This is a genomic window from Methylobacterium sp. J-048, from assembly GCF_022829515.1.
Taxonomy (GTDB): domain Bacteria; phylum Pseudomonadota; class Alphaproteobacteria; order Rhizobiales; family Beijerinckiaceae; genus Methylobacterium.
In genome coordinates, this window is the sequence record NZ_JAKSYL010000139.1 from 1 (window position 1) to 22,862 (window position 22,862).

A 22,862-nucleotide genomic window follows, 5' to 3' on the forward strand; every position below is an offset into this window, starting at 1 on the left:
GCCCTGCCCGTAGAGCGCCGTGAGCGCCGAGGTGGTCAGCCCGATCAGGGCGCCGATCTTGATCACGATGGCGAGCCCGGGCATCGCCAGACGGTCGATCGCCTTGGCGATCGGGTCGGCGACGTCCAGCTCCCGGTAGGGAACCAGGCCGGTCAGCACCGCCGCCACCGCCACGTACAGGATCGTGCTGATGGCAAGCGACCCGATCAGACCGACCGGCGCATCGCGCTGGGGCGCCCGGCACTCGCCCGCCGCGGTCGCGACGGTCTCGAAGCCGATGAAGGCGAAGAACACCACCGCCGCCCCGCGGAACACGCCGCTCCAGCCATAGGTGCCGAACGACCCGGCATTCTCCGGCACGAACGGGTGCCATAGCTCCGGCTGCAGATGGGCAGCGCCGACGCCCACGAAGGCCAGGATGATCGCGATCTTGGCGACCACCAGCAGCCCGTTCACCAGGGAGGCGTCCCGGGTCCGGCGGGTCAGGAGCGCGGTGAGCACCAGCACGATGCCGGCCGCCGGCAGGTTGATCAGGCCGCCGTCCCCCGGCGCCCCGGACAGCGCCGCCGGCAGCTTCAGGCCGAAATCGGCCGCGAGCGACTGCGCGTAGCCGGACCAGCCCACCGCCACCGTGGCCGCCGCCATGGCAAATTCGAGCACGAGATCCCAGCCGATGATCCAGGCCGGCAGCACGCCGAGGCAGGCGCGCGTGTAGGTGTAGGTCGAGCCCGCCTCCGGGATCATGGCGGCGAGTTCGGCATAGCACAGGCCGACGAAGCCGCAGGCGATGCCGCCGATCACGAAAGACAGGCTGAGCGCCGGCCCCGGATATTGCGCCGCCGCTGTTCCCGTCAGCACGAAGATGCCCGCGCCGATCGTGGCGCCGAGCCCGATGGCGACGAGGCCCGGGGCGGTGAGGCTCCGGGCGAGGCTGGGATTGCCGGTCGCCGGGCTCTCGATCAGGGCGATGGCGGCGGTGTCGGACATGTCGAGGCTCACGGTCTTCGGTCACCGGGTGGATCGGATGGGAGGCCGGATCGCAAGATCCGAGCCGGCATCGCTGCGCGCTCGCGCAGACGCGCACGGACGATCGACCCATCGTACCGTCGAGTCTAGGAAAAAAGCGGTTCGATGCCGAGGCCCGGAACAGTATTGCGAGCCGGCGATCGACGTCCGGGCTTCGAGCTCCGCATCGCGTATCGCAGGACGTGCGCCAGCGTGCTCAAGGCATCGGCGCATTCTCGGAAGGCGGCCGGCCCTCGACCATCCGGGGATCGGTCCGGAAGACTTTGGCGATGCGTGCCGACAACCGGATGAACGCGCGGCCCTGCGGGGTGATGACATAGCCGTCCCCATCCGCGGCGAGGTTGCCCGACGCGGTCTGCTCCGCAAGGCGCCGCTCGACCTGCCGGAATTCCCCCACATAGACCGATTCGAACCGGGCCCGCGCCCGCTCGGCGCTGAAGCGCGCCTCGGGATCGGCCGCCATCTGGCCGAGCAGGAACACGCTGATCGAGCGGTCGATCGTCACCGGGAAGATCACGAAGACGCTGAGGTTCAGGGCGAGCGACAGCACGCAGGCGCCGAGGGCGTCCCGGCGGCGCAGACCCCAGGCGCGGCCGAGCCCCGCCAGGGCCGCCGTCGCCACGACGGTTATCAGGAAGGCCACCACCAGCAGGATCAGGCCGCGATAGAACAGGATCGTGACGCCGGACCAGAGGTCCGTCTGGAACAGCAACACGAAGACCGCGAAGCCGACGAGAATCGCGCCCGCATGCAGCGCGCCTTGAGCCGCGAGCCAGCGCAGCGCCTGTCGCGCGCGCACGGGGGTGGCCTCGGTCATCGCGGCCTCCCATCAAGGTCCTCGACGGACAGGATGCGGACGAGCGGCGACGCGTAGAGCGGTCGGCCGCGCCAGACCCAGGACTCCGGATTCCCCCAGGGGGCATCCTGCGCGGTGACGATCAGCGCGCCGATACCGGCTCCGGCGGCTAGGCGGTGGACATCGTCTGCTGTGAGCACATCGGAAAAAATCGGCGCGACCTGCGCCAGCCGCGCCGCGACGGCCTCCTGCGGGGCTCCGAACAGCCGCGCCTCCCGGTCGGCCACGGCCACCGGTTGAGAGCCATAAAGGCCGAAATCGAACACCCGCGGCGCGCTGGAAGCCGCCTGCAGCACAAGGTTCCGGGGCAGATGGATTCCGGCCCAGGCATAGGCTGCGCGCAGGGCGCGGTCGATGTCGGGGCGGCCGTTGAGGAAGGCGAAGCTCGAGGCGCCGGAGGCGGGATAGGCCCGCATCCCGGCGAAGCCGTAGAGCGTCGTCGCGTAGCCGAGCAGGAGCAGCCCGGCGATCACGCCGGGCAGCCGGAGCCGCACACCCGCGCCCCGAGACAGGGCCGCCACGGTCCAGACCAGGGTGGCGACCTGTGCCAGCAGGACCACGCGCCAGCCCAGGTCGTTGTAGAGGATCGCCGAGCGCAGAAAGCCGCCGATCAGCAGGGACGAGGCCGCCACGATGGTCAGCAACCGCCCCGCCTCCCGGGCATGGGCCTCGCTCCGCGGCACGATTCGCCAGAACAGGAACGCGCCGGCGGCGAGAACCCCGAAGGCGAGGTAGTAGTTTACCGGCAGCAGGATCAGGCGGAGCAGGCTCAAGGCCGGGCCGTCCGCCATGCCCTCCAGGGGGCCGAAGCTCCGGACCCCGAACACGATCGCCTGCCCGGCCTCGCCTCGGCTCGCCAGGAGCCCGGACAGGTAAGGCGCGGCCAGGACGGCGGCGACGAGTCCGGCCGCGACGAGCCGGCCGGCATCGCGCCAGCGGCGCTCGATCGCCAGCAGCGCCAGCCAGGTCCCGGCCGCCGCCACCGTGCCCAAGCAGACCCAGACCGACAGGCCGGCGCAGGCGGCGAACGCGATGCCCGACACTGCGATCGCGGCGCCCGGGGGGCGCCGCGTGCCATCCGCGGTCTCTGCGAGGACCAGGAAGCCCAGCCAGCCGGCCAGCGCGCCCGCGACGTGATGCGGGACCCAGACCAGGGAACTCGGCCAGTTTAGCACCTGCTCGTTCAGCCATTCCGGCATCGGGATCCAGAACCCGGTCGCGATCCGGTTGCGGACGACCAGCAGGATGTCGAGCCCGCCCGCAGGCAGCAGCAGGAGGGTTGCAAAGCGCACGCGGCGCGGGGATGCGTCCCGCACCAGTCCGGTGGCGGCGAGCAGCCGGTCCAGCAGGCCGAGCAGGCCGATCCCGGTCCAGAACGCCATCCCGGCGAAGGCGGTGCGCCCGTCGACCAGCGTCCCGCCGGCCCAGTCGGTGAGCGCGCACAGCGTGTAGAAGAAGTAGTAATAGCCGGCCCGTTCGGGCCGGGCGAAGAACGGATCGACCGGTGGCAGACCGTCCTGGACGATCGAGCGGGTCAGGCTCGCGTGCTTGACGAGGTCGATGACGGTCACCGGCTGGTACAGGCCCGTGCCGGTATCGATATCGATCAGCGCGTAGACGACGATGCCGAGCCAGAGCGCGGCGAGCGCCAGCCCGCGTCCCGCAGCCGGCAGGTCGATGCGGCCCCGGAACGCGCGGGAGGCCGGCACCAGCGCCGCCAGCCCCAGCGCACCGTTCGCCAGCACGGCGACCGAGATAGAAACGGCCTGGACCAGCAGACTGTCGAGGACCGGCAGCAGGCCGATGCCCAGCAGGACGGAGCAGAGAAGTCGGCCCCCGGGTGCAAGGCTGCGAAACCCCAGAATCCCGGTCAGGCTGCCCAGCGCGTAGCCCGGCAGCAGCATAAGAGGAACGCCGAGCAGCGTCGCCACGAGGACGCCGCTCATATCCGAGAGACTACCGTTCATCGCCGGGCCGCCGTTCGTGCCGGTTCCGGCTACCACGCCGGCGTTAACCCTTCCCTCGGCGCGGTCTTCCGGCCCGGGGGTGGCGTATCCGGCGGTTTCGTGTATGGATCGCGCGGCCTCGGCCCGGGTTACCGGGCGGGGCTTGAACCGCTTGGCGCTGTGACCGTGCTGGACGACATCCCGGCACCGGCCGAACGCCGAGTTCGCGCGCCCTCCAGCGGGGCGCCGCATCCGAACCAGCACAACCCGAAAGGTATGCGATGTCGATCACGGCAGAGCGCAAGACCGCGCTCATCAAGGAACACCGCAAGGACGCCAAGGACACCGGGTCCCCCGAGGTCCAGGTCGCGATCCTCACCGAGCGGATCACCAACCTGACCGGCCACTTCAAGACCCACGGCAAGGACAACCATTCCCGCCGGGGCCTGCTGAAGATGGTCTCGCAGCGCCGCTCGCTGCTCGACTACGTCAAGCGCAAGGACGAGGCCCGCTACCGCGCCCTCATCGAGCGTCTCGGCATCCGCCGCTAAGACCCTATCCCGCGCGGTTCCGAGCCCAGCTCGGGGCCGCGTTTCACGATCTCGGGCTGCCGGAATGGGTCCGGCCGCTCGAAAAACGGGCCGCTTCGAGGCGCCAGCGTCGGGGCAGGATCGCGCGACACTTCGCCGGAGGAAGTGTCGCGCCGTCTTGCCCCCGACGGCGCCGGGCCGGGCCCGCCGAAGGCTAAGGACAAGACAAGCATGTTCGACGTTCAACGCGAAGAGCTGATGTGGGGCGACCGCAAGCTCGTCCTCGAGACCGGCAAGGTCGCCCGCCAGGCTGACGGCGCCGTGATCGCCACCTACGGCGAGACCTCGGTGCTCGCCACGGTCGTCGCCGGCAAGGAGCCGAAGGCCGGCATCGACTTCCTCCCGCTCACCGTGAACTACCAGGAGCGCGCCTACGCGGCCGGCCGCATTCCCGGCGGCTACTTCAAGCGCGAGGGCCGTCCCTCCGAGAAGGAGACCCTGGTCTCCCGCCTGATCGACCGCCCGATCCGCCCGCTATTCATCGACGGCTGGCGCAACGACACCCAGGTCGTCATCACTGTCCTGACCCACGACCTCGAGAACGATCCCGACATCGTCTCGATGGTCGCGGCCTCCGCCGCCCTGACCCTGTCGGGCGTGCCGTTCATGGGCCCGATCGGCGCCGCCCGCGTCGGCTACATCAACGGCGGCTACCGGCTGAACCCGCTGGTCACCGAGACCAAGGAGGAGTCGAGCCTCGACCTCGTCGTCGCCGGCACCCAGGACGCCGTGCTGATGGTCGAGTCGGAGGCCAAGGAGCTGTCCGAGGACGTGATGCTCGGCGCCGTGATGTTCGGCCACAAGCACTTCCAGCCGGTGATCGAGGCGATCATCCGCCTGGCCGAGAAGGCCGCCAAGGAGCCCCGCGCCTTCCAGGCCCCCGAGAACGCCGACGTCGAGAAGGCCGTGCTGGAGGTCTGCGAGACCGAATTGCGCGCCGCCTACACCAAGACGGTCAAGCAGGAGCGCTACGCCGCCGTCGACGCCGTGAAGGCGAAGGTGCTGGCCGCCCTGTGCCCCGAGGGCGCGGAAAAGTTCCCGGCCGAGAAGGTCAAGGCCGCCTTCAAGGAGGCGCAGTCCAAGGTCGTGCGCTGGAACGTGCTCGACACCGGCTCGCGCATCGACGGCCGCGACCTGAAGACGGTTCGCCCGATCGTCTCCGAGGTCGGCGTGCTGCCCCGCGCCCACGGTTCGTCGCTGTTCACCCGCGGCGAGACCCAGGCCCTCGTGGTCGCCACGCTGGGCACCGGCGAGGACGAGCAGTTCATCGATTCGCTGGACGGCACCTACAAGGAGCGCTTCCTGCTCCACTACAACTTCCCTCCCTATTCGGTCGGCGAGACCGGCCGCATGGGCTCCCCGGGCCGTCGCGAGATCGGCCACGGCAAGCTGGCGTGGCGGGCGATCCGGCCGGTCCTGCCGCCGGCGCACGAGTTCCCGTACACGATCCGCGTCGTGTCCGAGATCACCGAGTCCAACGGCTCGTCGTCGATGGCCTCGGTCTGCGGCGGCTCGCTGTCGCTGATGGATGCCGGCGTGCCCCTGCGCCGTCCGGTGGCCGGCATCGCCATGGGCCTCATCCTCGAGGGTGAGCGCTTCGCGGTCCTGTCCGACATCCTGGGCGACGAGGATCACCTCGGCGACATGGACTTCAAGGTGGCCGGCACGGACGAGGGCGTGACCTCGCTCCAGATGGACATCAAGATCGCCGGCATCACCGAGGAGATCATGCGGGTCGCCCTCGACCAGGCGAAGGACGGGCGCGCCCACATCCTCCAGGAGATGGCCAAGGCGCTCACCGACGCCCGGCCGGAGCTGGGCGAATACGCGCCGCGCATCGAGACGATGCAGATCCCGACCGACAAGATCCGGGACGTGATCGGCACCGGCGGCAAGGTGATCCGCGAGATCGTCGAGAAGACCGGCGCCAAGATCAACATCGAGGATACCGGCATCGTGAAGATCGCCTCGGCCGACGGCAAGGCGATCAAGGCGGCCTATAACTGGATCCGCTCGATCGTCGCCGAGCCCGAGAACGGCATGATCTACGACGGCACGATCGTGAAGTGCATGGAGTTCGGCGCCTTCGTGAACTTCTTCGGCGCCAAGGACGGTCTCGTCCACATCTCGGAACTCGCCGTCCAGCGGGTCGCCAAGGTGACGGACGTCGTCAAGGAAGGCGACAAGGTCAAGGTGAAGTTCCTCGGCCAGGACGACCGCGGCAAGATCCGCCTGTCCATGCGCGTCGTCGACCAGCAGACCGGCGAGGACATCACCGAGAAGGTCAAGGCCGAGCGCGAGTCCAGCCGCAGCGACCGGGACGGCGAGCCCCGGCGCGAGGATAATGGCGGCCGCCACCGCGGCGAGCGCCGCCGCGACTCCGCCGGCGAGTAGGTTTGTGACTGTCCCGCGCGGGCTTCAGCCGGCGCGGATCTGAGATGAAAGGCGCGGTCCCCCGGGGCCGCGCCTTTTTTCATGCGCCGAGCCCAATTCCCTGGAACTGGAGCCTCGGAGTGTGTCTGTCCGGCAGGTCCTGCTCAGGCGCTCGATGCGACGTTCTACCGTGGCGTCGTCGGTCGTGCCGGCGCGGCAGCAGGTGCCATTCGGGCTCCTGCGCAGCCTGCACGCCTCAACCGTGCGGGACGGTTGGAACGCCCGCCCCGCGCCCGCGTTCGCACCGCGACCTCACAGCGGGAAAGCTTTCATGGCCAACGATATGATCCAGGACATCTTCAGCGGGCAGCCGAACCTTACCACCACCGAGCGGGCGGTGTCGGTGGCGCTGGGCCTCGGGATCGCCGCTGCGGCCGCGCAGCCCAGGCCGAACAAGATCCTCAGCCTGCTGGCGCTGGTCGTCGGCGTCGGTCTGGCCGTGCGCGGCGCCACCGGCCACTGTGCGGTGAAGGCAGCGGCGGATCATCTCTAAGGGCTTCGCCCGGTCGACGGACTGAGCAGGCCAAAAAACAAAAAGGGGCGCCCCGCGGGGCGCCCCTTCACGTTCCGGCGCTCTGGACGCGGTCAGATGGTCGTGCTGCGGCGGCCGGCGATCATGCCGTAGATGAACAGCACCACGACGGCGCCGACGACGGCACCGATGAAGCCCGCGCCCTGGTTGGGCCCGTACCAGCCGACGGCCTGGCCGATGAAGGTCGCCACGAAGGCGCCGACGATGCCCAGGATGGTCGTCAGAATGAAGCCCGACGGCTCGTTCGGTCCGGGCATGAGGAACTTGGCGATGATTCCGGCGAGGAACCCGATGACGATGGTCCAGAGAATACCCATGACGAACCCCAAGGCGTGACAAGCGATGCCGGTTGAACGCGCGGTGGCCGGCCACGGTTGCTCGCACCTGCACACGCAGGGGAGAATTTTCCGCCGGTTCCCGCGGCGCGTGGGCGCGCGGCCCTTTACGGCCGCACCGCTGCCACGGCAGATACCGGCTTTCGCCGGCTGGGGACTTGAATGAGCATCAAACGGATCGAACCGGGAACGCGGATGTCGCAGGGCGCCGTCCACGGCAACACCATCTACCTCGCCGGCCAAGTGGCGTCGGATCCGGTCGGCACCGGGGTCACCGCGCAGACCCAGAACATCCTGGTTCAGATCGACCGGCTGCTCGCCGTCGCCGGCAGCGACAAGGATCACATCCTGTCGGCGACGATCTACCTCGCCGATATCGGCCATTTCGCCGAGATGAATGCCGCCTGGGATGCCTGGGTGTCCAAGGAACACCCGCCGGCGCGCGCCACTGTCGAGGCGCGGCTGTGCGATCCGCAATATCTGGTCGAGATTGTGGTCGTCGCCGCGAGGCAGGCGTGAGCGGGGCCGGGACGGGCCGGGTCGAACGATCGGTCCGGCGCCTCGTCCCGATTCGGGATCGGTCCGCATCGCGCGCACGGACCGGTTTTCGTCTGACGACGGGGCTGCTGCTCTTAGCCCTCCTCGGCCTGGCCGCGCCCGTGCGGGCCGCGGAAGAGCGGGTCGTCAACATCTACAACTGGTCGGACTATATCGACCCGACGGTGCTCGACGCCTTCACCCGGGAGACCGGGATCAAGGTCGTCTACGACACCTACGACAACAACGAGATCCTGGAGACCAAGCTGCTGGCCGGCCGGTCGGGCTATGACATCGTCGTGCCGTCGGGACCCTATCTGCAGCGGCTGATCCGGGCCGGGGCGTTCCTGCCCCTGGACAAGTCCAAGCTGAAGAACCTCGGCAATCTCTGGCCGGAGATCTCCAGCCGGCTGGCCGTGTACGACCCCGGCAACGCCTACGCGGTCGACTACATGTGGGGCACCACTGGCATCGGCTACAACGTCGCCGCCGTGCGCGAGCGCCTGGGCGCCGGCGCAGTGCTGAACTCCTGGACCGTCGTCCTCAATCCGGCTTCCGCGAACAAGCTCAAGGATTGCGGGATCATGATGCTCGACAGCCCCGAGGACCTGATCCCCAGCATGCTGCCGGTGTTCGGGGCGAAAGCCGATTCCAAGCGCTGGGACGACCTGACCCAGGTGACCGACGCGCTCTACAAGGTCCGGGGGACCGTGCGAAAATTCCACGCCTCGGAATACATCCAGGCGCTGGCCAACGGCGATATCTGCGTGGCGGTCGGCTATTCCGGCGACGTGATGCAGGCCAAGCGCCGGGCCGAGGAGGCCAAGAACGGGATCGAGATCGCCTACGTGGTCCCGAAGGAAGGCGCGCTGATGTGGTTCGACACCTTCGCGATCCCGAAGGATGCGGCCCACCCGGCCGAGGCCCTGGCCTTCATCGACTACATGCTGCGGCCCGAGGTGGCGGCGGCCAACACCAACTTCGTGGCCTATGCCAGCGGCAACCTCGCGGCGAAGAAGTTCGTGAAGCCCGAGATCCTGAGCAATCCCGGCATCTATCCCGACGAGGCGACGATGCAGCGCCTATCGATCAACACCGCCTGGGACGACCGCACCCAGCGTTACGTCACCCGGCTCTGGACCCGGGTCCGAACCGGCCGCTGAGGAAGGCCCGGCGCGATCAGGCGCCGGGCCGTGCTCGGCTTCAGTTCTTGAGGTCTTCCGGCACCTTGCCGCCGTTCTCGGCGAGCTTCTGCATCACCTGCTTGTGCAGCCAGATGTTCATGGAGGCCGAGTCCTCCTTGTCGCCGGTGTAGTGCAACTCGTCGGCGAGCTTCTTGCGCTCCGACAGGCTCGAATCCAGGCCGAGCAGCTTCATCAGGTCCACGATCGAGTGGCGCCAATCGAGCGTCTGCCCGTTCTTCTCGGCGAGGCCGGTGAGCACGGCCGCCACGTCCACGGGCTCGCCGCCGCCCGCGCCGCCGGGGGCCGACGCGGTGCCCGTACCGGCCGAGCCGCTGGAGGAGCCCGACGTGGATGAGGGTGCGGCGTCCGCGGAACCGCCGCCGAACGGATGAAGGATCTTGCCGACGATGCTGCCGAGGAGGCTCATAGGTCCGCTCCGATAATCGAGGCCCGGCCTGCGCGCCGGGCGGGCTGTCAACCGGTTGTCGGCCCAGGCGTTCCGAGAATCGGTCTTCGCAGCCCTGAGACTACAAGCGGGCGCCGTGCAGGGCGACGCCGAGCAGGGACAGGCCGAGCACCAGGCAGATCCCGCTCAAGCGTTCGAGGACGACCGCGCGCGCGGGGTGGCGCAGCGAAAGACCCGCCAGACCCACACTGCAGACTAAACAACTCAAGCTCATCACGATAACCAGCACGTTCCTTGTGATCCAAAATCGACGGGCCCAGCCTTAATCAGATCTCGCCGCTGCAGGATATCGAAGACCACGTAGACAGCGGGAAACGCACAGACTTCTCAATTTTCACCGGCGATCAAGGGGGAACGGTGCCCGATATCGATTTGCAGGCGCGATGTAAAATCAATCCTGCCGCGCCAGGTCTGGCCGGCATGTCGCGCAGATATTAAATTTCGGTACGCAAGGCATAGTCTGTTTGCGTAATAAACGATCCTGCCGTCACGGCCGGTCGCGCGGGACGGACAGGTTGGGACCGCACGTCGAGACGTTCAGCCCGCGCTCGCCAGGGCGGCGATCAGGGCCCCCCGCTCCTCGGCGAGCGTGCCGCGCGGCACGGGCCTGCCGGCGCGGCCATACCAGTAGCGGGCATTGCCGTCATCGCCCTCGATGCGGTGGAGATGCGCGTGCACCCAGGCGGCGTCGGGCCCGGAGGCGTCTTGGACCAGGGCATGCGCCCGCGCCCAGCCGGCGTCCGCGGTCTCGGTCGCCTCCTTGGCGAGCCACCAGAGGGCGGCGCGCGGTGCCGGCCAGGCCGCGGGCGGCTCAGGCTCGGTCAGCGTCGCCGCGAAGGCGTCCGGCACGGTTTCGGTCATCGCGCGCTCCTCCGATCCGCGACGGGTCAGCGGCCGGCAGCGCGCTCCGGCTGCCAGCGCGGTCGGCGCTGGCGGGCGGACCATGCGTAGCGGGCATCGCCGTCGAGGCGGTCGAGATGGTCCGAGAGCCGGTTGCGTTCAAGCCAGGCGAGCGCCGCCTCCAGCTCGGGCAGGGTCATGGTCGCGCGGCCCTTGCCGAGTACGCGCTTGAGCACCGCGTTGTAGCGATGCGCCAGGTTGCCGCCGCGGGGGACGCGCAGAGACGCCTCGTCCTCGACCGCCTGGCTCGCCACCGCGACTGCGAGGCGCTGGCGCAGGGTCCGCTCGGTGACCGATGGAATCTCCGGCGTCGGTGCAACGGGGGCGGGCTCGGCGAGCCGGGGGCGCAGCAGGGCGTAGCGCAGCCCGATCGCGTTGCTCTCCAGCGGCGTGATCCCGCCGGGATCCTCGTCTCGCCATGGGGTCCGCTCCGGAACGATGGCGCTGGCCGGCCGCTCGCGCTTGGGCCGCACGCTGCTCCCCTGCTCGGTCTCCAGTTCCAGGCGGAAGCGGGCGAAGAGCGGATCGTCCGGGTGGAAGACCAGCGCCTGCTGGTTGTCGTAGGGGCCGGCATGCGGATCGACCCGGGTGGCGCGCGCCAGCATCTGCTCCAGCCAGGGCCGGGAGCGGATATGGGTCAGGGCCGCCACCACGGCGACTTCGGGGGCATCGAGCCCCTCATAGGCCATCGCCACCGTGACCAGCACCGCCGGCTCCGCGGTCAGGCGGAACGCCGCCAGGGCCGCGTGGGCATCGCCCTGGCCGGAGGTCGCGAGGCGGACATCGCGCTCCCCCTGCGTGGCCGGCATCCAGCTCCGCAGGGTCGTCAGGTAGGCGCGCGCGCTCGCCTGGTCCGGGGCGACCACGAGGAGCTTGCCGAGGCCCCGGGCCATCCGGCCGGGCGGCAGGCCGAGTTCGGCCCGGCGCCGGGCGCGCAGGCGCTTCGTCGCGAAGAAGGATTCACTCAGGAGATCCCGGGCGAAGCCGGTGCGCAGGGCCGTGAACAAAGCTGGCCGGGTGGTGACCCGGACCGATCCGGCCCCCAGCCGATGCGGCCCGACCCGGGGGCCGTCGCCGGCGATTCGGCCGCCCTCTAGCCAGCTCGCCTCGCCGTCGATCGCCCCGAAGGTCACCGGCAGCACCGCCCGCTCAGCCAGCGCCTGCGACCGGGAATAGCCGATCACCGCCAGCCCCGGCGCGTCGAGGTCGAGTTCGGGACCGCGGCCGAGGGCGGACGGCCGGTAGGGCAATCCGAGGATGCGCCGCCCATCCGCCCGCTCCAGGGTGCCGGACAGGAACAGGCCGATCTCGGCCGCCTCCATCACCGGCAGCATCGCCCGGGACCACGCCCCCGCCTCGGCCTCCTCCTCGGCGGAGGCGTCCTCCGCCCCCGGACGCCCCGGGACCGGCAGATGGTGCACCTCGTCGACCACCAGCAGGGTGCGGTGCGCCCGCGCCTCAGCGAGGTGCAGCGCCGGAGCGGCCGCGACCGCCTGATAGGTGGTGACGTAGCCGGAGAGGCCGCGGGCCGGGTCACGCTCGTTGTCGGCGGCGCGCACGCTCAGCCCATGCCCGAACGCCGCGCGCCAGAGCGGGTCGGCGAAGGCTTCCTCGGCCTGGAGCCGCAGGGAATCCCGCGGCACCACCCAGACCACGCGCTCGACCCGGCCGGCCGCGATCAGCGCGTGCGCGGCGATCACCGGCAGCAGCGACTTGCCGCCCCCCGGCGTCACCGCCGCCAGGATCTTTTGGACATGCCCCGCCTCCCCGCTCGCCATGGCCGCCACGAGGGCCATCAACGTACGCTGGTGGGACCGCAGGGACGGGGCGGGACGGGTCAATGGCCGGCGAAGCAGGGCGACATCCGCGCACCGTGGCCGATCCCGATTCCTTTGTGAATCCCTGGGGACACGGAACGTTCGTGTTTTCTTCCCCGGCGCTTAAGGTGCGGTCAGAAGGAGCCGCTGCGCGGCGAGTCTCATGCTGGGTCCCGGGTCGCATTCCGCTGGCGCTGCACGCGCCCGGGAAAGGGCGTGGCGTTTCATCCTGCATCGCCCCTTTCCCGGACAGGTGGAGCGAAGCGGAACCTGATCCGGGACCCAGCACAGAACTCGCCGCGCAGCGGCTCTGAAGCCTCACCCTCGGCGGAGCGTCGTAGCCGCGGCTAGGAAAGCGGGATCGCACCACGACAAGCGTTGACACCCGGCCAGCCTCTCACCATAAGGGCGCCGCGGGTGAAAAACCCGCCTTGGGGGAATGTCCCGAGCGGCAAAGGGGGCGGACTGTAAATCCGCTGCGTAAGCTTCGTAGGTTCGAGTCCTACTTCCCCCACCAAGGTTCCTGGAAAATTCTGCCCTGCCCGATCAGCCCTGCTTCGCCAGGGCCGCCTCGATGCGCGCGGCGGCGGCGGCCGAAAAACCCTTCCCGGCCAGCCCCTGACCCGCGGCGGCCTGACCGGTGAGGCTGCGCTTCTTGCCCTCCGGCAGATGCGTCTTGCGCAGCGCGTGCGCGTCGCGGTGGCTGGCATGGGTGATCGCGATGGCCAGCGCGTCGGCGGCGTCGGCGACGCGGAACTCGGCCTTGGGCAGCAGGAAGCGGACCATCGCCTGGATTTGCACCTTCTCGGCATGGCCGGAGCCCGCCACGGTCTTCTTGATCAGGTTGGCGGCGTATTCGAACACCGGCAGCCCGGCGAGCGCCGGCACCACGAGCGCCATGGCCCGGGCATGGCCGAGCTTGAGCGTCGCCTGGGCGTCCTTGTTGACGAAGGTCTCCTCCACGGCGACCTCGTCGGGCGTCTGTGCGGCGACGATGCGGCCGATCCCCTCGAACAGCTCACGCAGGCGCAGGGCCAGCGGCAGGTCGCCGTCCGAGGTCACGACACCGCAATCGCCGTAGGTCAGCTTGCTGCCCTGCGCGATGATCAGGCCCCAGCCGGTGCGGCGGAGCCCTGGATCGATCCCCAGAATGCGGACGCTGCTGCTCATGACGCTCCAGGGTTGTTTTTCTCGTGCATCGGCGTGTCCTGAAAGCCAGCCGCCGTCTTTCGGCCGGATGCTCTCGACCACTTGCCCAAGCGTGCCGTACGTATCGTGAACGCCCGGTTTCACCAAGGGACCGGGATTTGGGGAGCCCGACCATGAGCGCACCAACACGGATCAGCCGCTTCCCGGTGCCGAAGCTGTCCGAGATGCCGGACGACCTGCGCGCCCGCATCGCCCTGGTGCAGGAGAAGGCAGGCTTCGTGCCCAACATCTTCCTGGCGCTCGCGCACCGCCCGGACGAATTCCGCGCCTTCATGGCCTATCACGACGCGCTGATGGACAAGCCCGGCGGCCTCACCAAGGCCGAGCGCGAGATGATCGTGGTCGCCACCAGCGCGGCCAACAACTGCCTCTACTGCGTGATCGCCCACGGGGCGATCCTGCGGGTCCGGGCCAAGAACCCGCTGCTGGCCGATCAGGTCGCCGTCGCCTACGCCAAGGCCGACATCACCCCGCGCCAGCGCGCGATGCTGGCCTTCGCGCTCAAGGTCGCGCAGGAGGCCCACACGGTCGAGGCCGCGGACCATGCCGTGCTGGCGGGCCACGGGTTCAGCCCGGACGACATCTGGGACATCGCGGCGATCACCGCCCTGTTCGCCCTGTCGAACCGGCTCGCCAGCGTCGCGGAACTGCGGCCGAACGACGAATTCTACACGATGGGGCGGTGAAGCCCCCTCACCCGCGGCGCCCGAGCAGGATGATCGCCGTGCCGGCCAGGCAGACGGCGCTGCCCGCGAGGTCCCAGCGGTCGGGCCGCTGGCCTTCGGCGAGCCACAGCCACAGGATCGAGGCGGCGACGTAGACCCCGCCATAGGCCGCGAAGGCGCGCCCCGCCGCCGGGCTGTCCACCAGGGTCAGCAGGCCGGCGAACGCCACCAGGGAGGCGACGCCCGGCAGCGCCCACCAGGCCGACCGGCCGAGCCTGAGCCAGGCCCAGAACGCGAAGCATCCGGCGATCTCCGCCAGGGCGGCACCGGCATAGGCGAGGAGCGTCATCGATCCAGCTTGGCACGGGGATCGGCGCCGAGCGAGCCGCGACACGCAAACCGGTTGAATACGCGGCACGCGAAGCAATGAGCCGTAAGTGCAAGATGCTCATGCGCCCAAGATAGGCTAAGACCGCTCACGATCGCCTCCGCGTGCTTCCCGGGCCCCGCTGCCCGATCCACCGCCCCCGGCCATGTCAGACCCGATCGAGACCGCCCGCCTCCAGGTCCTGCACAGCTACGGCATCCTCGATACGCCGCGCGAACCGGCCTTCGATGACATCGTCACGCTGGCGACGCAGATCTGCGCGGTGCCGGTGGGCCTCGTCAGCCTCGTCGCGGCCGACCGGCAATGGTTCAAGGCCCGGTGCGGGTTCCCGGCCTGCGAGACGCCCCTGAGCCAGTCGGTCTGCGTCCACGCGCTGGAATCCGAGGACGGGCTGATGGTGATCCCCGACCTCAGCGCCGACCCGCGGACCCGCGACAACACCCTGGTGACGGGGTCGCCGTTCATCCGGTTCTATGCCGGCGCGGTGCTCCGGACCGAGGACGGCGTCCCGTTCGGGACCCTGTGCGTGATCGACACCGAGCCTCGGCCCGACGGCCTCAAGGCGGACCAGGCCTTCGCCCTGCGGGCGCTGGCGCGGCAGGTGACGGCGCAGCTCGACCTGCGCCGCGCGGTCCGGGAGCGCGAGGCGGCCCTGGCGGCCGAGCGCCAGACCCGCGACGCCCTGGCGGTCTCCGAGGAGCGCTACCGGCTCTCGTCGCGGGCGACCACGGACCTGATCTGGGACTGGAACCCGCAAACGGGCCGGATCCACTGGGACGAGGGGCTGTCCGCGCTCTACGGCTACCGGCCTGCGGAGATCGAGCCGAGCAACGCCTGGTGGTACGCGCATATCCACCCCGAGGATCGCGACCGCGTCCGCCGCAGCGTCCAGGCGGCCCTCGCGGGCGCCCGCCTGCGCTGGAGCGAGGAATACCGGTTCCGGCGGGCCGACGGGACCTACGCGACGGTCCTCAACCGGGCGATCATCGTCCGCACCGCGGAGGGCACGGCCACCCGGATGACCGGCGTGATGCTCGACGCGACCCAGCAGGCCGAGGCCGACGCGCATCGGGAGATGCTCAGCCAGGAACTCAGCCACCGGCTGAAGAACACCCTGGCCATGGTCCAGGCGATCGCTTCGCAGACCCTGCGCGACGCCCCCGACGTCACGTCCGCCCGCGACGCCCTGCTGCAGCGCCTTCTGGCGCTGGGCAAGGCGCACGACATCCTGCTTGCCGGCAATGCCGAGCGGGCCGGCATGGAGGCGGTGATCCGCGGCGCCCTGGCGCTCCACGACAATGCCCGCCCCGGCCGCCTGCGGATCGAGGGGCCGACCCTCGATATCGGGCCGAAGGCGGCCCTCGCCCTGGCGCTGATGATCCATGAGCTGGCGACCAACGCGGCCAAGTTCGGGGCCCTCTCGGCAGAGGCGGGCCATGTCGGCGTCACCTGGCAGATCGAGACCCTGGCCGATGGCCCGCAACTCCGGCTCAGCTGGATGGAATCGGGCGGCCCCCCGGTGGCCCCGCCCTCGCGCAAGGGCTTCGGCACTCGCCTGATCGAGCGCGCCTTCGCGGGCACCGTGGCCGGGAATGTCGCCCTGGATTACCGACCGACCGGCCTGCACTGCGTCCTCACCGCGCCGCTGGCCGGATTCCAGGGCAAGGACGGGATCCTGACCTGAGCGGCCGCTCGGCGAGGCGTTAAGCTCCCGACAACGAAAAAACAGTCGAGTGGGGCCATGAGCGCACGCGAGACGGCCGACGACCTGATCCTGCTTCCGGGCGATTCGCGCCTGCGCGAGGCGGTCCATGCCTGGGTCGACGGGCTGGCGCGGGAGCGGCGGATGTCGCCCAACACCGTCGAGGCCTACAGCCGCGATCTGCGCCAGTTCCTGGTCCACCTCGCGTCGCGCCTGGGCACGCCGACCATCCCGATGCTGGTGGCCCTGAAGGTGCGGGACATCCGTGCCTTCATGGCGGCTCGCCGGGCCGACGAGGTGTCCGGGCGCTCGCTGATGCGGATGCTGGCGGGGTTGCGCTCGTTCGGACGCTTCTTGGAGCGCGAGGGCTACGGCAGCGTCTCGGCGCTCGGCGGCGTCCGCGCGCCCAAGGTCCCGCGGCGCCTGCCCCGGCCGCTGCCCGTCGCCGCCGCGGTGGCGCTCACCGACACGGCCATCCGGGCCGGCGAGGAGCGCGAGCCCTGGGTGCTCGCCCGGGATGCGGCGGTCCTGGCACTGCTCTACGGCGCGGGCCTGCGCATCTCCGAGGCCCTGGGCCTCACCCGGCGCGACGCGCCGCTTCCGGGCAGCGATCAGGTCACCGTGCTCGGCAAGGGCGGCAAGCAGCGCATGGTACCGATCCTGCCGGTGGTGGCGCGGGCGGTGGCCGATTACGTCGCCGCTTGCCCGCTGCCGCTGCCGCCGGAGGGGCCGCTCTTCGTCGGCGCCCGCGGCGGACCGCTCTCGCCGCGCATCATCCAGTACACGGTGGCCCGGGCCCGAGGGGCGCTCGGCCTGCCGGAGAGCGCGACCCCGCATGCCCTGCGCCATTCCTTCGCGACGCATCTGCTCGCCCGCCAGGGCGAATTGCGGGCCATTCAGGAACTGCTCGGCCATGCCTCCCTGTCGACCACGCAGCTCTACACCCAGGTCGACGCCGCCCGGCTGATGAGTGCCTACACGGCGGCACATCCAAGAGCCGGCCGCTAATCTAACGGTGAGAGATCAGTTCTGAGAGCTGTTTCCAGCGATAGGATGAGCAGACTATCCCCTATATCGGCTTATGAGGCTGCCTTTTAAGAGCTTCGTCATGATCTGCATCCATTCTCGACGTCGGGGAATGGGATTGCTGGGGCATGGCCATGGAGCTGGATGAGGCGCGGTTGCCCGCGCGTGTCCTGATCGCGGATTGCGATGCAGGGCGCCGTGCCGCCCTGAAGGCGATCGTCGAACGCTTCGACCCCCACGCCGTGATCGACGAGGCCATTTCGGGTCAGGTCCTGTGCGACATCCTTCTCCAGCAACGCCCAAGCCTCGTCTTCGTGGGTCCCCAACTCGAAGACCGGAGCGGACCCGAGGCCGTCGCGGTGGCGCGCCGGGCGGGCGCCGAGCCGCCCTGCCTCGTGCTGATCGCCACGCGCGTGCTGCCGCACTGGCAGGAGATCGCCCGGAGCCTGGGCGCTTATGAGGTGCTGAAGACGCCCCTCGATCCGGGCCATATCGAGCAGCTCCTGCACGCCGATGCCCGCCGCCGTACCCCGACCCGGGCGCTGCTCGCCTGCTCGTCCCCCGCCGGGCGCACGGCGATCAGCCGGGTTGTGGCCCGCAGCGGCTTCGCCATCGCGCTCGAGGAGACCAATTGCGGGCGCCACGCCCTGAGCCAGCTCAAGCTCGGCGCCTACGACTTCGCCTTCCTCGACGTGAAGCTCGGCGGCATCGAAGGGATGGAGCTCGCCTGCCAGATCCAGCCCCTCGGGCTCCCGACCCGGATCACTCTGCTGACCACCGCCGAGCTGGAGCCGGTCGCCCAGGCCGGGCGCTATTTCGGGGTCGACGCGGTGCTGCGGATGCCGTTCTACGCCCGCGACATCGACCTGGCGCTGCACAACGCCCTGGGCCTGCGCCGGCCGTATCTGCTGAACGCGCTCACCGCGCCGCCGGCGCCGAGCGCGCTCCTGCGGATCGCCGACCTTCCGAACGCCCGGCGCAAGATCGCCTGATCCCGCGCCGGGTGCTTGCCGCTCAGACGTGGATGGCGCGCTTGGACACGGCCAGAGCGGCTTCCTTGACCGCCTCGGTCAGCGTCGGGTGCGCGTGGCAGGTGCGGGCGATGTCCTCGGACGAGGCGCCGAACTCCATCGCCACCGCGACCTCGGCGATCAGGTTGCCGGCACCCGCCCCGACGATGTGCACGCCGAGCACCCGGTCGGTCTGCGCGTCGGCCAGCACCTTCACGAAGCCGTCCGTGGTGCCGTTGGCCTTGGCCCGGCCGTTGGCCGTGAACGGGAATTTCCCCGCATTGTAGGCGACGCCGTCCTTGGTCAGCTCCTCCTCGGTCTTGCCGACCGAGGCTACCTCCGGGAAGGTGTAGACCACGTTCGGGATCACCCCGTAATTGACGTGGCCGGACTGGCCGGCCAGCATCTCGGCGATCGCGACGCCCTCGTCCTCGGCCTTGTGGGCGAGCATCGGCCCGGCGATCACGTCGCCGATCGCGTAGATGCCGGTGACGTTGGTGGCGTAGTGGGCATCCGTGAGGATCCGGCCCTTGTCGTCGCGCTGCACACCCACCGTGTCGAGGCCGAGGCCCTCGGTGTAGGGCACCCGGCCGATCGCCACGAGGACCACGTCCGCCTGCAGGCTCTCCGCCTCGCCGCCCGCGGCCGGCTCCACGGTGACGCTCGCGCCCTTCTTGCCGACCTCGACGCCGGTCACCTTGGTGGACAGCTTGAACAGGATGCCCTGCTTGGTCAGGATCCGCTGGAACTGCTTGCCGACCTCGCCGTCCATGCCGGGCAGCACCCGGTCGAGATATTCCACCACGGTGACCTCGGCGCCGAGCCGGCGCCAGACTGAGCCCAGCTCCAGCCCGATCACGCCGGCGCCGATGACCAGGAGCTTCTTCGGCACCCGGTCGAGCTCCAGGGCACCCGTGGACGAGACCACCACCTTCTCGTCGATGGTCACGCCCGGCAGGCGCGTGACGTCCGAGCCGGTGGCGATGACGATGCTCTTGGTCTCGAGCATCTGGTTGCCGCCATCCTCGGACACGACCTCGACCCGGCCGGCGCCCGCGATCTTGCCGGTGCCGTGGAAGGTGTCGACCTTGTTCTTCTTGAGCAGGAACTCGACGCCCTTGGTGTTCCCGGCCACGCCCTCGGCCTTGAAGCTCATCATCTTCTTGAGATCGAGCTTCACGCCGCTGACTTCGATGCCGAGATCGGCGAAATGCTTGGTCGCCTCCTCGAAGGCCTCGGAGGCGTGGAGCAGCGCCTTCGACGGGATGCAGCCGACATTGAGGCAGGTGCCGCCGTGGGTCGCGCGCTTCTCGACCACGGCGGTCCGCAGGCCGAGCTGTGCCGCGCGGATCGCGCAGACATAACCGCCGGGGCCGGTGCCGATGACGACGAGATCGTAGGACATGGGAGTTCGCTTCCGGTCGGTCATGCCGCCTGGGACGGGCGGAGAGAAGAGAGTTTGAAGGGGTGGGTTCAGCGGCCGCCGCCGACGTCGAGGATGGCGCCCGTGGTGTAGGACGCCTCCTCCGAGATCAGCCACGCGATCGGCGCGGCGACCTCCTCGGCGGTGCCGGCCCGGCCCATCGGGACGCCGGGGCCGAGACGCGCGACCCGGTCGGGCTCGCCGCCGCTGGCGTGGATCTCGGTGGCGATGATGCCGGGTGCCACCGCGTTGACGCGGATGCCCTCCCCGGCCACCTCGCGGGCAAGCCCGATGGTGAGCGAGTCGATCGCGCCCTTGGAGGCGGCGTAGTCGACGAACTGGCCGGGGCCACCGAGGCGGGCCGCCACCGAGGACAGGTTGACGATCGCGCCCCCTGCCCCGCCGCGCTTGGTCGACATGCGCCGCACCGCCTCGCGGGCGCACAGGAAGCTGCCGACCACGTTGGTGTTCATCATCCGCTGGAGCCGGGCGGCGCTCATGTCGGCGACGTCCGACTTCAGGTCGACCACTCCGGCGTTGTTGACGAGCGCCGCGAGCCGACCGAGCCCGTCGGCGGCCTGGAACAGGGCGAGCACGTCGGCCTCGACGCCGACATCGCTGCGCACCGCCAGCGCTGTGCCGCCCTTGGTGGTGATCGCATCCACCACCGCCTGAGCCGCGGCCGAGTCGGAGACGTAGCTCAGGCAGATCGCGTAGCCGCGCTCCGCCAGGAGCAGCGACACCGCCCGCCCGATGCCGCGGCTGCCGCCGGTGACGATGGCGACGCTTGGTCCGTTCATGGGCTCACTCATGCGGCTGCTGCGTGGGCCGATTCGTATCGGCTGGCCAAATCTTCGACGATCTGGGTCTCGATCCGGATCCGCGTCGCGTCGGGGCAGAAATCGATCTCGTGCCCGAGGGCGTCGAGGTTCCAGCCGAAGGTCCAGCCGCCTTCACCGACAGACACCGTCCGGAAATAGGCTTCGTTCTTCAGGGGAGCGAAGATCGCGCCTTCGGCAATCAGATCTGAAAGGTCGAGGATGCCACCGACGCCGTCATCGAACGTGATGCGGAGCGTCGGATACTGCAGGGGCTCCACAGAGGCGATCCGATGCGTCTTCATTCGATCATTCCCCCGCTGTGGCGGCCGGCCCGAATCTCTCGCCAAACATAGGAAACCTGTTCGCGATTGGCAGCCAGCCACGCACGGATGGCCTTGAGTTTCGCACGCGGCAAAGTCCCGCTGAGGACTTCGCCCGTGACGATCGAAAGCTTCGCCTCCTGGCCAGCAAAGAACGCGTGCAGATGCGGCGGAAGATGATCGTTGAGATAGATCGTGATCCGAACGCCCTCGACGATGGCGATGGTTGGCATCGATCAGCCCGTTATCGCGATCGATGCCGAGCAATGCCGACGGGGCTTAGAGGTCCAGCACGAGCCGGGCCGGATCCTCCAGCGCCTCCTTCACCCGCACCAGGAAGGTCACCGCCTCCTTACCGTCGACGATCCGGTGATCGTATGACAGCGCGAGGTACATCATCGGCCGCGCCTCGATCTTGCCGGCGCGGACCACCGGACGCTCCTCGATGCGGTGCATGCCGAGGATGCCCGATTGCGGGGCGTTGAGGATCGGGGTCGACATCAGCGAGCCGTAGATGCCGCCGTTGGTGATCGTGAAGGTGCCGCCCTGCATGTCCTCGATGGACAGCTTGCCGTCGCGCGCCTTCTTGCCGAAGCCGGCGATCGTCTTCTCGATGCCCGCGATGGACAGGTCGTCGGCATTGCGCACCACCGGCACGACCAGGCCCTTATCGGTGCCGACCGCGATGCCGATGTGGTAGTAGTTCTTGTAGACGAGGTCCTGCCCGTCGATCTCGGCATTGACCGCCGGCACGTCCTTGAGGGCGCCGATCACCGCCTTGGTGAAGAAGCCCATGAAGCCGAGCTTGGTGCCGTGCTTCTTCTCGAAGATATCCTTGTACTGGCTGCGGAGCGCCATCACGGCCGACATGTCGACGTCGTTGAACGTCGTCAGCATCGCGGCGGTGTCCTGCGCGTCCTTGAGGCGGCGCGCGATGGTCTGGCGCAGCTTCGTCATGCGCACGCGCTCCTCGCGCGCGGCATCATCCGGCGCGGAGGGCGCACGCGGCAGGGTCGGGCGGGCCTCCTTGGCGGGGGCGGCGGCCGGGACCGGCCCCTTGGAGATCGCGCCGAGCATGTCGCCCTTGGTGACGCGGCCGTCCTTGCCCGAGCCGTTGATGCCCGAGGGATCGACGCCGCTCTCGCGGGCGAGCTTGGCCACGGCCGGGCCGTTGTCGCCGGTCGGGCGCTGCTGGGTCGCGGGCGCGCCCGCGTCGCCGTGGTTGCCGTAACCGGCCGAGGATTCCTGGGCCGGCGCCTCGGCCTTCGGGGCAGCTTCCGGTGCCGGAGCCGCGCTGCGGCTCTCGGACTTGGTCTCGGCGACCGCCTTCGGGGCCGCCTTTTTGCCGCCGCCGGCCGATGCCCCCGCCTCGACGATCGAGCCGAGCAGCGCGCCGGGCTCCACCGTCTCGCCGTCCTTGACCAGGATCTCGCCGAGCTGACCGGCCGCCGGGGCGTTGACCTCCAGGGTGACCTTGTCGGTCTCGAGCTCGACGATCGGCTCGTCGACCGCGACCGTGTCGCCGGGCTTCTTGAACCAGCGGCCGATGGTGGCCTCGCTCACGGATTCGCCGAGCGTCGGGACGAGGATATCGGTAGCCATGGTGTTCTGCACTTCCGGATCGGTTGGGCCGTGCCGGACGGCCTGGAGAATGACGACGGCGCCGGCCCGGGGAG

The 22,862-nt window shown here is 69.8% G+C and carries 24 protein-coding genes and 1 tRNA gene; 10 read left to right on the plus strand and 15 right to left on the minus strand.

The window, feature by feature from the left end; all coding sequences use genetic code 11:
* The 3 genes from MKL09_RS13300 to MKL09_RS13310 form a co-directional block, all read right to left on the minus strand.
* On the minus strand, positions 1–987 hold a 987-nt coding region (locus MKL09_RS13300), incomplete at its 3' end, for an amino acid permease (RefSeq protein WP_244020728.1).
* A gap of 235 nt (positions 988–1,222) precedes the next feature.
* Entirely contained in the window at positions 1,223–1,843 is a 621-nt protein-coding gene (locus MKL09_RS13305; protein WP_244020729.1) for a hypothetical protein, read from the minus strand.
* Positions 1,840–3,849, minus strand: a complete 2,010-nt coding sequence (locus MKL09_RS13310) for a hypothetical protein (RefSeq protein WP_244020730.1) — start codon at positions 3,847–3,849, stop codon at positions 1,840–1,842. Before MKL09_RS13310 ends, MKL09_RS13305 begins: the two co-directional genes overlap by 4 nt.
* 260 nt (positions 3,850–4,109) lie before the next feature.
* Here MKL09_RS13310 and rpsO point away from each other — a divergent pair, with 260 nt between their 5' ends.
* From rpsO to MKL09_RS13325, 3 genes are all read left to right on the plus strand, one after another.
* On the plus strand, positions 4,110–4,379 hold the full coding sequence (gene rpsO / locus MKL09_RS13315; protein WP_007560136.1) for a 30S ribosomal protein S15: 270 nt from the start codon (positions 4,110–4,112) through the stop codon (positions 4,377–4,379).
* Between the two features lie 210 nt (positions 4,380–4,589).
* A complete protein-coding gene (gene pnp, locus MKL09_RS13320; RefSeq protein ID WP_244020731.1) occupies positions 4,590–6,812 on the plus strand; it encodes a polyribonucleotide nucleotidyltransferase in 2,223 nt (740 codons plus the stop codon).
* A 310-nt stretch (positions 6,813–7,122) separates the two neighbouring features.
* The gene (locus MKL09_RS13325; RefSeq protein ID WP_244020732.1) at positions 7,123–7,344 is read left to right on the plus strand and encodes a YgaP-like transmembrane domain; all 222 of its coding nucleotides are present in this window, start codon (positions 7,123–7,125) and stop codon (positions 7,342–7,344) included.
* Between the two features lie 92 nt (positions 7,345–7,436).
* Here MKL09_RS13325 and MKL09_RS13330 read toward each other — a convergent pair whose 3' ends face one another.
* Entirely contained in the window at positions 7,437–7,700 is a 264-nt protein-coding gene (locus MKL09_RS13330; protein ID WP_244020734.1) for a GlsB/YeaQ/YmgE family stress response membrane protein, read from the minus strand.
* A gap of 180 nt (positions 7,701–7,880) precedes the next feature.
* Here MKL09_RS13330 and MKL09_RS13335 point away from each other — a divergent pair, with 180 nt between their 5' ends.
* Together MKL09_RS13335 and MKL09_RS13340 are read left to right on the plus strand one after the other, a co-directional pair.
* Positions 7,881–8,237 carry a RidA family protein gene (locus MKL09_RS13335; protein ID WP_244020735.1) on the plus strand — a complete coding sequence of 119 codons (357 nt, stop codon included), beginning with the start codon at positions 7,881–7,883 and terminating at the stop codon, positions 8,235–8,237.
* A gap of 92 nt (positions 8,238–8,329) precedes the next feature.
* Complete coding sequence (locus tag MKL09_RS13340; protein ID WP_409566928.1) at positions 8,330–9,418, plus strand: polyamine ABC transporter substrate-binding protein; 1,089 nt, start codon at positions 8,330–8,332, stop codon at positions 9,416–9,418.
* A 40-nt stretch (positions 9,419–9,458) separates the two neighbouring features.
* On the opposite strand, the gene MKL09_RS13345 is transcribed toward MKL09_RS13340, so the two are convergent.
* The 4 genes from MKL09_RS13345 to MKL09_RS31990 all read right to left on the minus strand — a co-directional run bounded on the left by MKL09_RS13345 (position 9,459) and on the right by MKL09_RS31990 (position 12,646).
* The gene (locus MKL09_RS13345; RefSeq protein WP_243945318.1) at positions 9,459–9,866 is read right to left on the minus strand and encodes a DUF3597 domain-containing protein; all 408 of its coding nucleotides are present in this window, start codon (positions 9,864–9,866) and stop codon (positions 9,459–9,461) included.
* Positions 9,867–9,966: 100 nt separating this feature from the next.
* Positions 9,967–10,134: a hypothetical protein gene (locus tag MKL09_RS13350; RefSeq protein ID WP_244020739.1), complete on the minus strand. Its 168-nt coding sequence runs from the start codon at positions 10,132–10,134 to the stop codon at positions 9,967–9,969.
* A gap of 308 nt (positions 10,135–10,442) precedes the next feature.
* Entirely contained in the window at positions 10,443–10,766 is a 324-nt protein-coding gene (locus MKL09_RS13355) for a hypothetical protein (RefSeq protein ID WP_244020741.1), read from the minus strand.
* A gap of 26 nt (positions 10,767–10,792) precedes the next feature.
* On the minus strand, positions 10,793–12,646 hold the full coding sequence (locus MKL09_RS31990; RefSeq protein WP_279605861.1) for a DEAD/DEAH box helicase: 1,854 nt from the start codon (positions 12,644–12,646) through the stop codon (positions 10,793–10,795).
* A gap of 409 nt (positions 12,647–13,055) precedes the next feature.
* Here MKL09_RS31990 and MKL09_RS13370 point away from each other — a divergent pair.
* Positions 13,056–13,139, plus strand: a tRNA-Tyr gene (locus MKL09_RS13370).
* Between the two features lie 29 nt (positions 13,140–13,168).
* Here the strand turns inward: MKL09_RS13370 and ruvC are convergent.
* Positions 13,169–13,792, minus strand: coding sequence for a crossover junction endodeoxyribonuclease RuvC (ruvC, locus tag MKL09_RS13375; RefSeq protein WP_244020743.1), 624 nt, complete (start codon positions 13,790–13,792; stop codon positions 13,169–13,171).
* Positions 13,793–13,944: 152 nt separating this feature from the next.
* Here ruvC and MKL09_RS13380 point away from each other — a divergent pair, with 152 nt between their 5' ends.
* A complete protein-coding gene (locus MKL09_RS13380) occupies positions 13,945–14,517 on the plus strand; it encodes a peroxidase-related enzyme (protein WP_244020745.1) in 573 nt (190 codons plus the stop codon).
* A gap of 7 nt (positions 14,518–14,524) precedes the next feature.
* Here MKL09_RS13380 and MKL09_RS13385 read toward each other — a convergent pair whose 3' ends face one another.
* Positions 14,525–14,845: a YnfA family protein gene (locus MKL09_RS13385; protein WP_244020747.1), complete on the minus strand. Its 321-nt coding sequence runs from the start codon at positions 14,843–14,845 to the stop codon at positions 14,525–14,527.
* Between the two features lie 184 nt (positions 14,846–15,029).
* Here MKL09_RS13385 and MKL09_RS13390 point away from each other — a divergent pair, with 184 nt between their 5' ends.
* The 3 genes from MKL09_RS13390 to MKL09_RS13400 all read left to right on the plus strand — a co-directional run bounded on the left by MKL09_RS13390 (position 15,030) and on the right by MKL09_RS13400 (position 18,604).
* A complete protein-coding gene (locus tag MKL09_RS13390) occupies positions 15,030–16,568 on the plus strand; it encodes a PAS domain-containing protein (protein ID WP_244020748.1) in 1,539 nt (512 codons plus the stop codon).
* Positions 16,569–16,625: 57 nt separating this feature from the next.
* Positions 16,626–17,594: a tyrosine recombinase XerC gene (locus MKL09_RS13395; protein ID WP_244020750.1), complete on the plus strand. Its 969-nt coding sequence runs from the start codon at positions 16,626–16,628 to the stop codon at positions 17,592–17,594.
* A 146-nt stretch (positions 17,595–17,740) separates the two neighbouring features.
* The gene (locus MKL09_RS13400; RefSeq protein WP_244020752.1) at positions 17,741–18,604 is read left to right on the plus strand and encodes a response regulator; all 864 of its coding nucleotides are present in this window, start codon (positions 17,741–17,743) and stop codon (positions 18,602–18,604) included.
* A 22-nt stretch (positions 18,605–18,626) separates the two neighbouring features.
* Here the strand turns inward: MKL09_RS13400 and lpdA are convergent, their stop codons facing one another.
* From lpdA to odhB, 5 genes are all read right to left on the minus strand, one after another.
* A complete protein-coding gene (lpdA, locus tag MKL09_RS13405) occupies positions 18,627–20,027 on the minus strand; it encodes a dihydrolipoyl dehydrogenase (protein ID WP_244020754.1) in 1,401 nt (466 codons plus the stop codon).
* Positions 20,028–20,095: 68 nt separating this feature from the next.
* Positions 20,096–20,845 carry an SDR family oxidoreductase gene (locus tag MKL09_RS13410; protein ID WP_244020756.1) on the minus strand — a complete coding sequence of 250 codons (750 nt, stop codon included), beginning with the start codon at positions 20,843–20,845 and terminating at the stop codon, positions 20,096–20,098.
* An 8-nt stretch (positions 20,846–20,853) separates the two neighbouring features.
* Positions 20,854–21,168 carry a DUF2442 domain-containing protein gene (locus MKL09_RS13415; RefSeq protein ID WP_244020758.1) on the minus strand — a complete coding sequence of 105 codons (315 nt, stop codon included), beginning with the start codon at positions 21,166–21,168 and terminating at the stop codon, positions 20,854–20,856.
* Positions 21,165–21,419 (minus strand): DUF4160 domain-containing protein, encoded by a 255-nt coding sequence (locus MKL09_RS13420; protein WP_244020760.1) that lies wholly within the window; start codon positions 21,417–21,419, stop codon positions 21,165–21,167. The genes MKL09_RS13415 and MKL09_RS13420 overlap by 4 nt, the downstream gene beginning before the upstream one ends.
* Positions 21,420–21,465: 46 nt before the next feature.
* The gene (gene odhB / locus MKL09_RS13425; protein ID WP_244020762.1) at positions 21,466–22,788 is read right to left on the minus strand and encodes a 2-oxoglutarate dehydrogenase complex dihydrolipoyllysine-residue succinyltransferase; all 1,323 of its coding nucleotides are present in this window, start codon (positions 22,786–22,788) and stop codon (positions 21,466–21,468) included.
* Between the last annotated feature and the right edge of the window lie 74 nt (positions 22,789–22,862).

Coding starts and splice junctions, on each gene's coding strand:
- MKL09_RS13305 (WP_244020729.1), bottom strand. CDS start 1,843: ATGACCGAGGCCACCCCCGTGCGCGCGCGACAGGCGCTGCGCTGGCTC.
- MKL09_RS13310 (WP_244020730.1), bottom strand. CDS start 3,849: ATGAACGGTAGTCTCTCGGATATGAGCGGCGTCCTCGTGGCGACGCTG.
- rpsO (WP_007560136.1), top strand. CDS start 4,110: ATGTCGATCACGGCAGAGCGCAAGACCGCGCTCATCAAGGAACACCGC.
- pnp (WP_244020731.1), top strand. CDS start 4,590: ATGTTCGACGTTCAACGCGAAGAGCTGATGTGGGGCGACCGCAAGCTC.
- MKL09_RS13325 (WP_244020732.1), top strand. CDS start 7,123: ATGGCCAACGATATGATCCAGGACATCTTCAGCGGGCAGCCGAACCTT.
- MKL09_RS13330 (WP_244020734.1), bottom strand. CDS start 7,700: ATGGGTATTCTCTGGACCATCGTCATCGGGTTCCTCGCCGGAATCATC.
- MKL09_RS13335 (WP_244020735.1), top strand. CDS start 7,881: ATGAGCATCAAACGGATCGAACCGGGAACGCGGATGTCGCAGGGCGCC.
- MKL09_RS13345 (WP_243945318.1), bottom strand. CDS start 9,866: ATGAGCCTCCTCGGCAGCATCGTCGGCAAGATCCTTCATCCGTTCGGC.
- MKL09_RS13355 (WP_244020741.1), bottom strand. CDS start 10,766: ATGACCGAAACCGTGCCGGACGCCTTCGCGGCGACGCTGACCGAGCCT.
- ruvC (WP_244020743.1), bottom strand. CDS start 13,792: ATGAGCAGCAGCGTCCGCATTCTGGGGATCGATCCAGGGCTCCGCCGC.
- MKL09_RS13380 (WP_244020745.1), top strand. CDS start 13,945: ATGAGCGCACCAACACGGATCAGCCGCTTCCCGGTGCCGAAGCTGTCC.
- MKL09_RS13385 (WP_244020747.1), bottom strand. CDS start 14,845: ATGACGCTCCTCGCCTATGCCGGTGCCGCCCTGGCGGAGATCGCCGGA.
- MKL09_RS13390 (WP_244020748.1), top strand. CDS start 15,030: ATGTCAGACCCGATCGAGACCGCCCGCCTCCAGGTCCTGCACAGCTAC.
- MKL09_RS13395 (WP_244020750.1), top strand. CDS start 16,626: ATGAGCGCACGCGAGACGGCCGACGACCTGATCCTGCTTCCGGGCGAT.
- MKL09_RS13400 (WP_244020752.1), top strand. CDS start 17,741: ATGGCCATGGAGCTGGATGAGGCGCGGTTGCCCGCGCGTGTCCTGATC.
- lpdA (WP_244020754.1), bottom strand. CDS start 20,027: ATGTCCTACGATCTCGTCGTCATCGGCACCGGCCCCGGCGGTTATGTC.
- MKL09_RS13410 (WP_244020756.1), bottom strand. CDS start 20,845: ATGAACGGACCAAGCGTCGCCATCGTCACCGGCGGCAGCCGCGGCATC.
- MKL09_RS13415 (WP_244020758.1), bottom strand. CDS start 21,168: ATGAAGACGCATCGGATCGCCTCTGTGGAGCCCCTGCAGTATCCGACG.
- MKL09_RS13420 (WP_244020760.1), bottom strand. CDS start 21,419: ATGCCAACCATCGCCATCGTCGAGGGCGTTCGGATCACGATCTATCTC.
- odhB (WP_244020762.1), bottom strand. CDS start 22,788: ATGGCTACCGATATCCTCGTCCCGACGCTCGGCGAATCCGTGAGCGAG.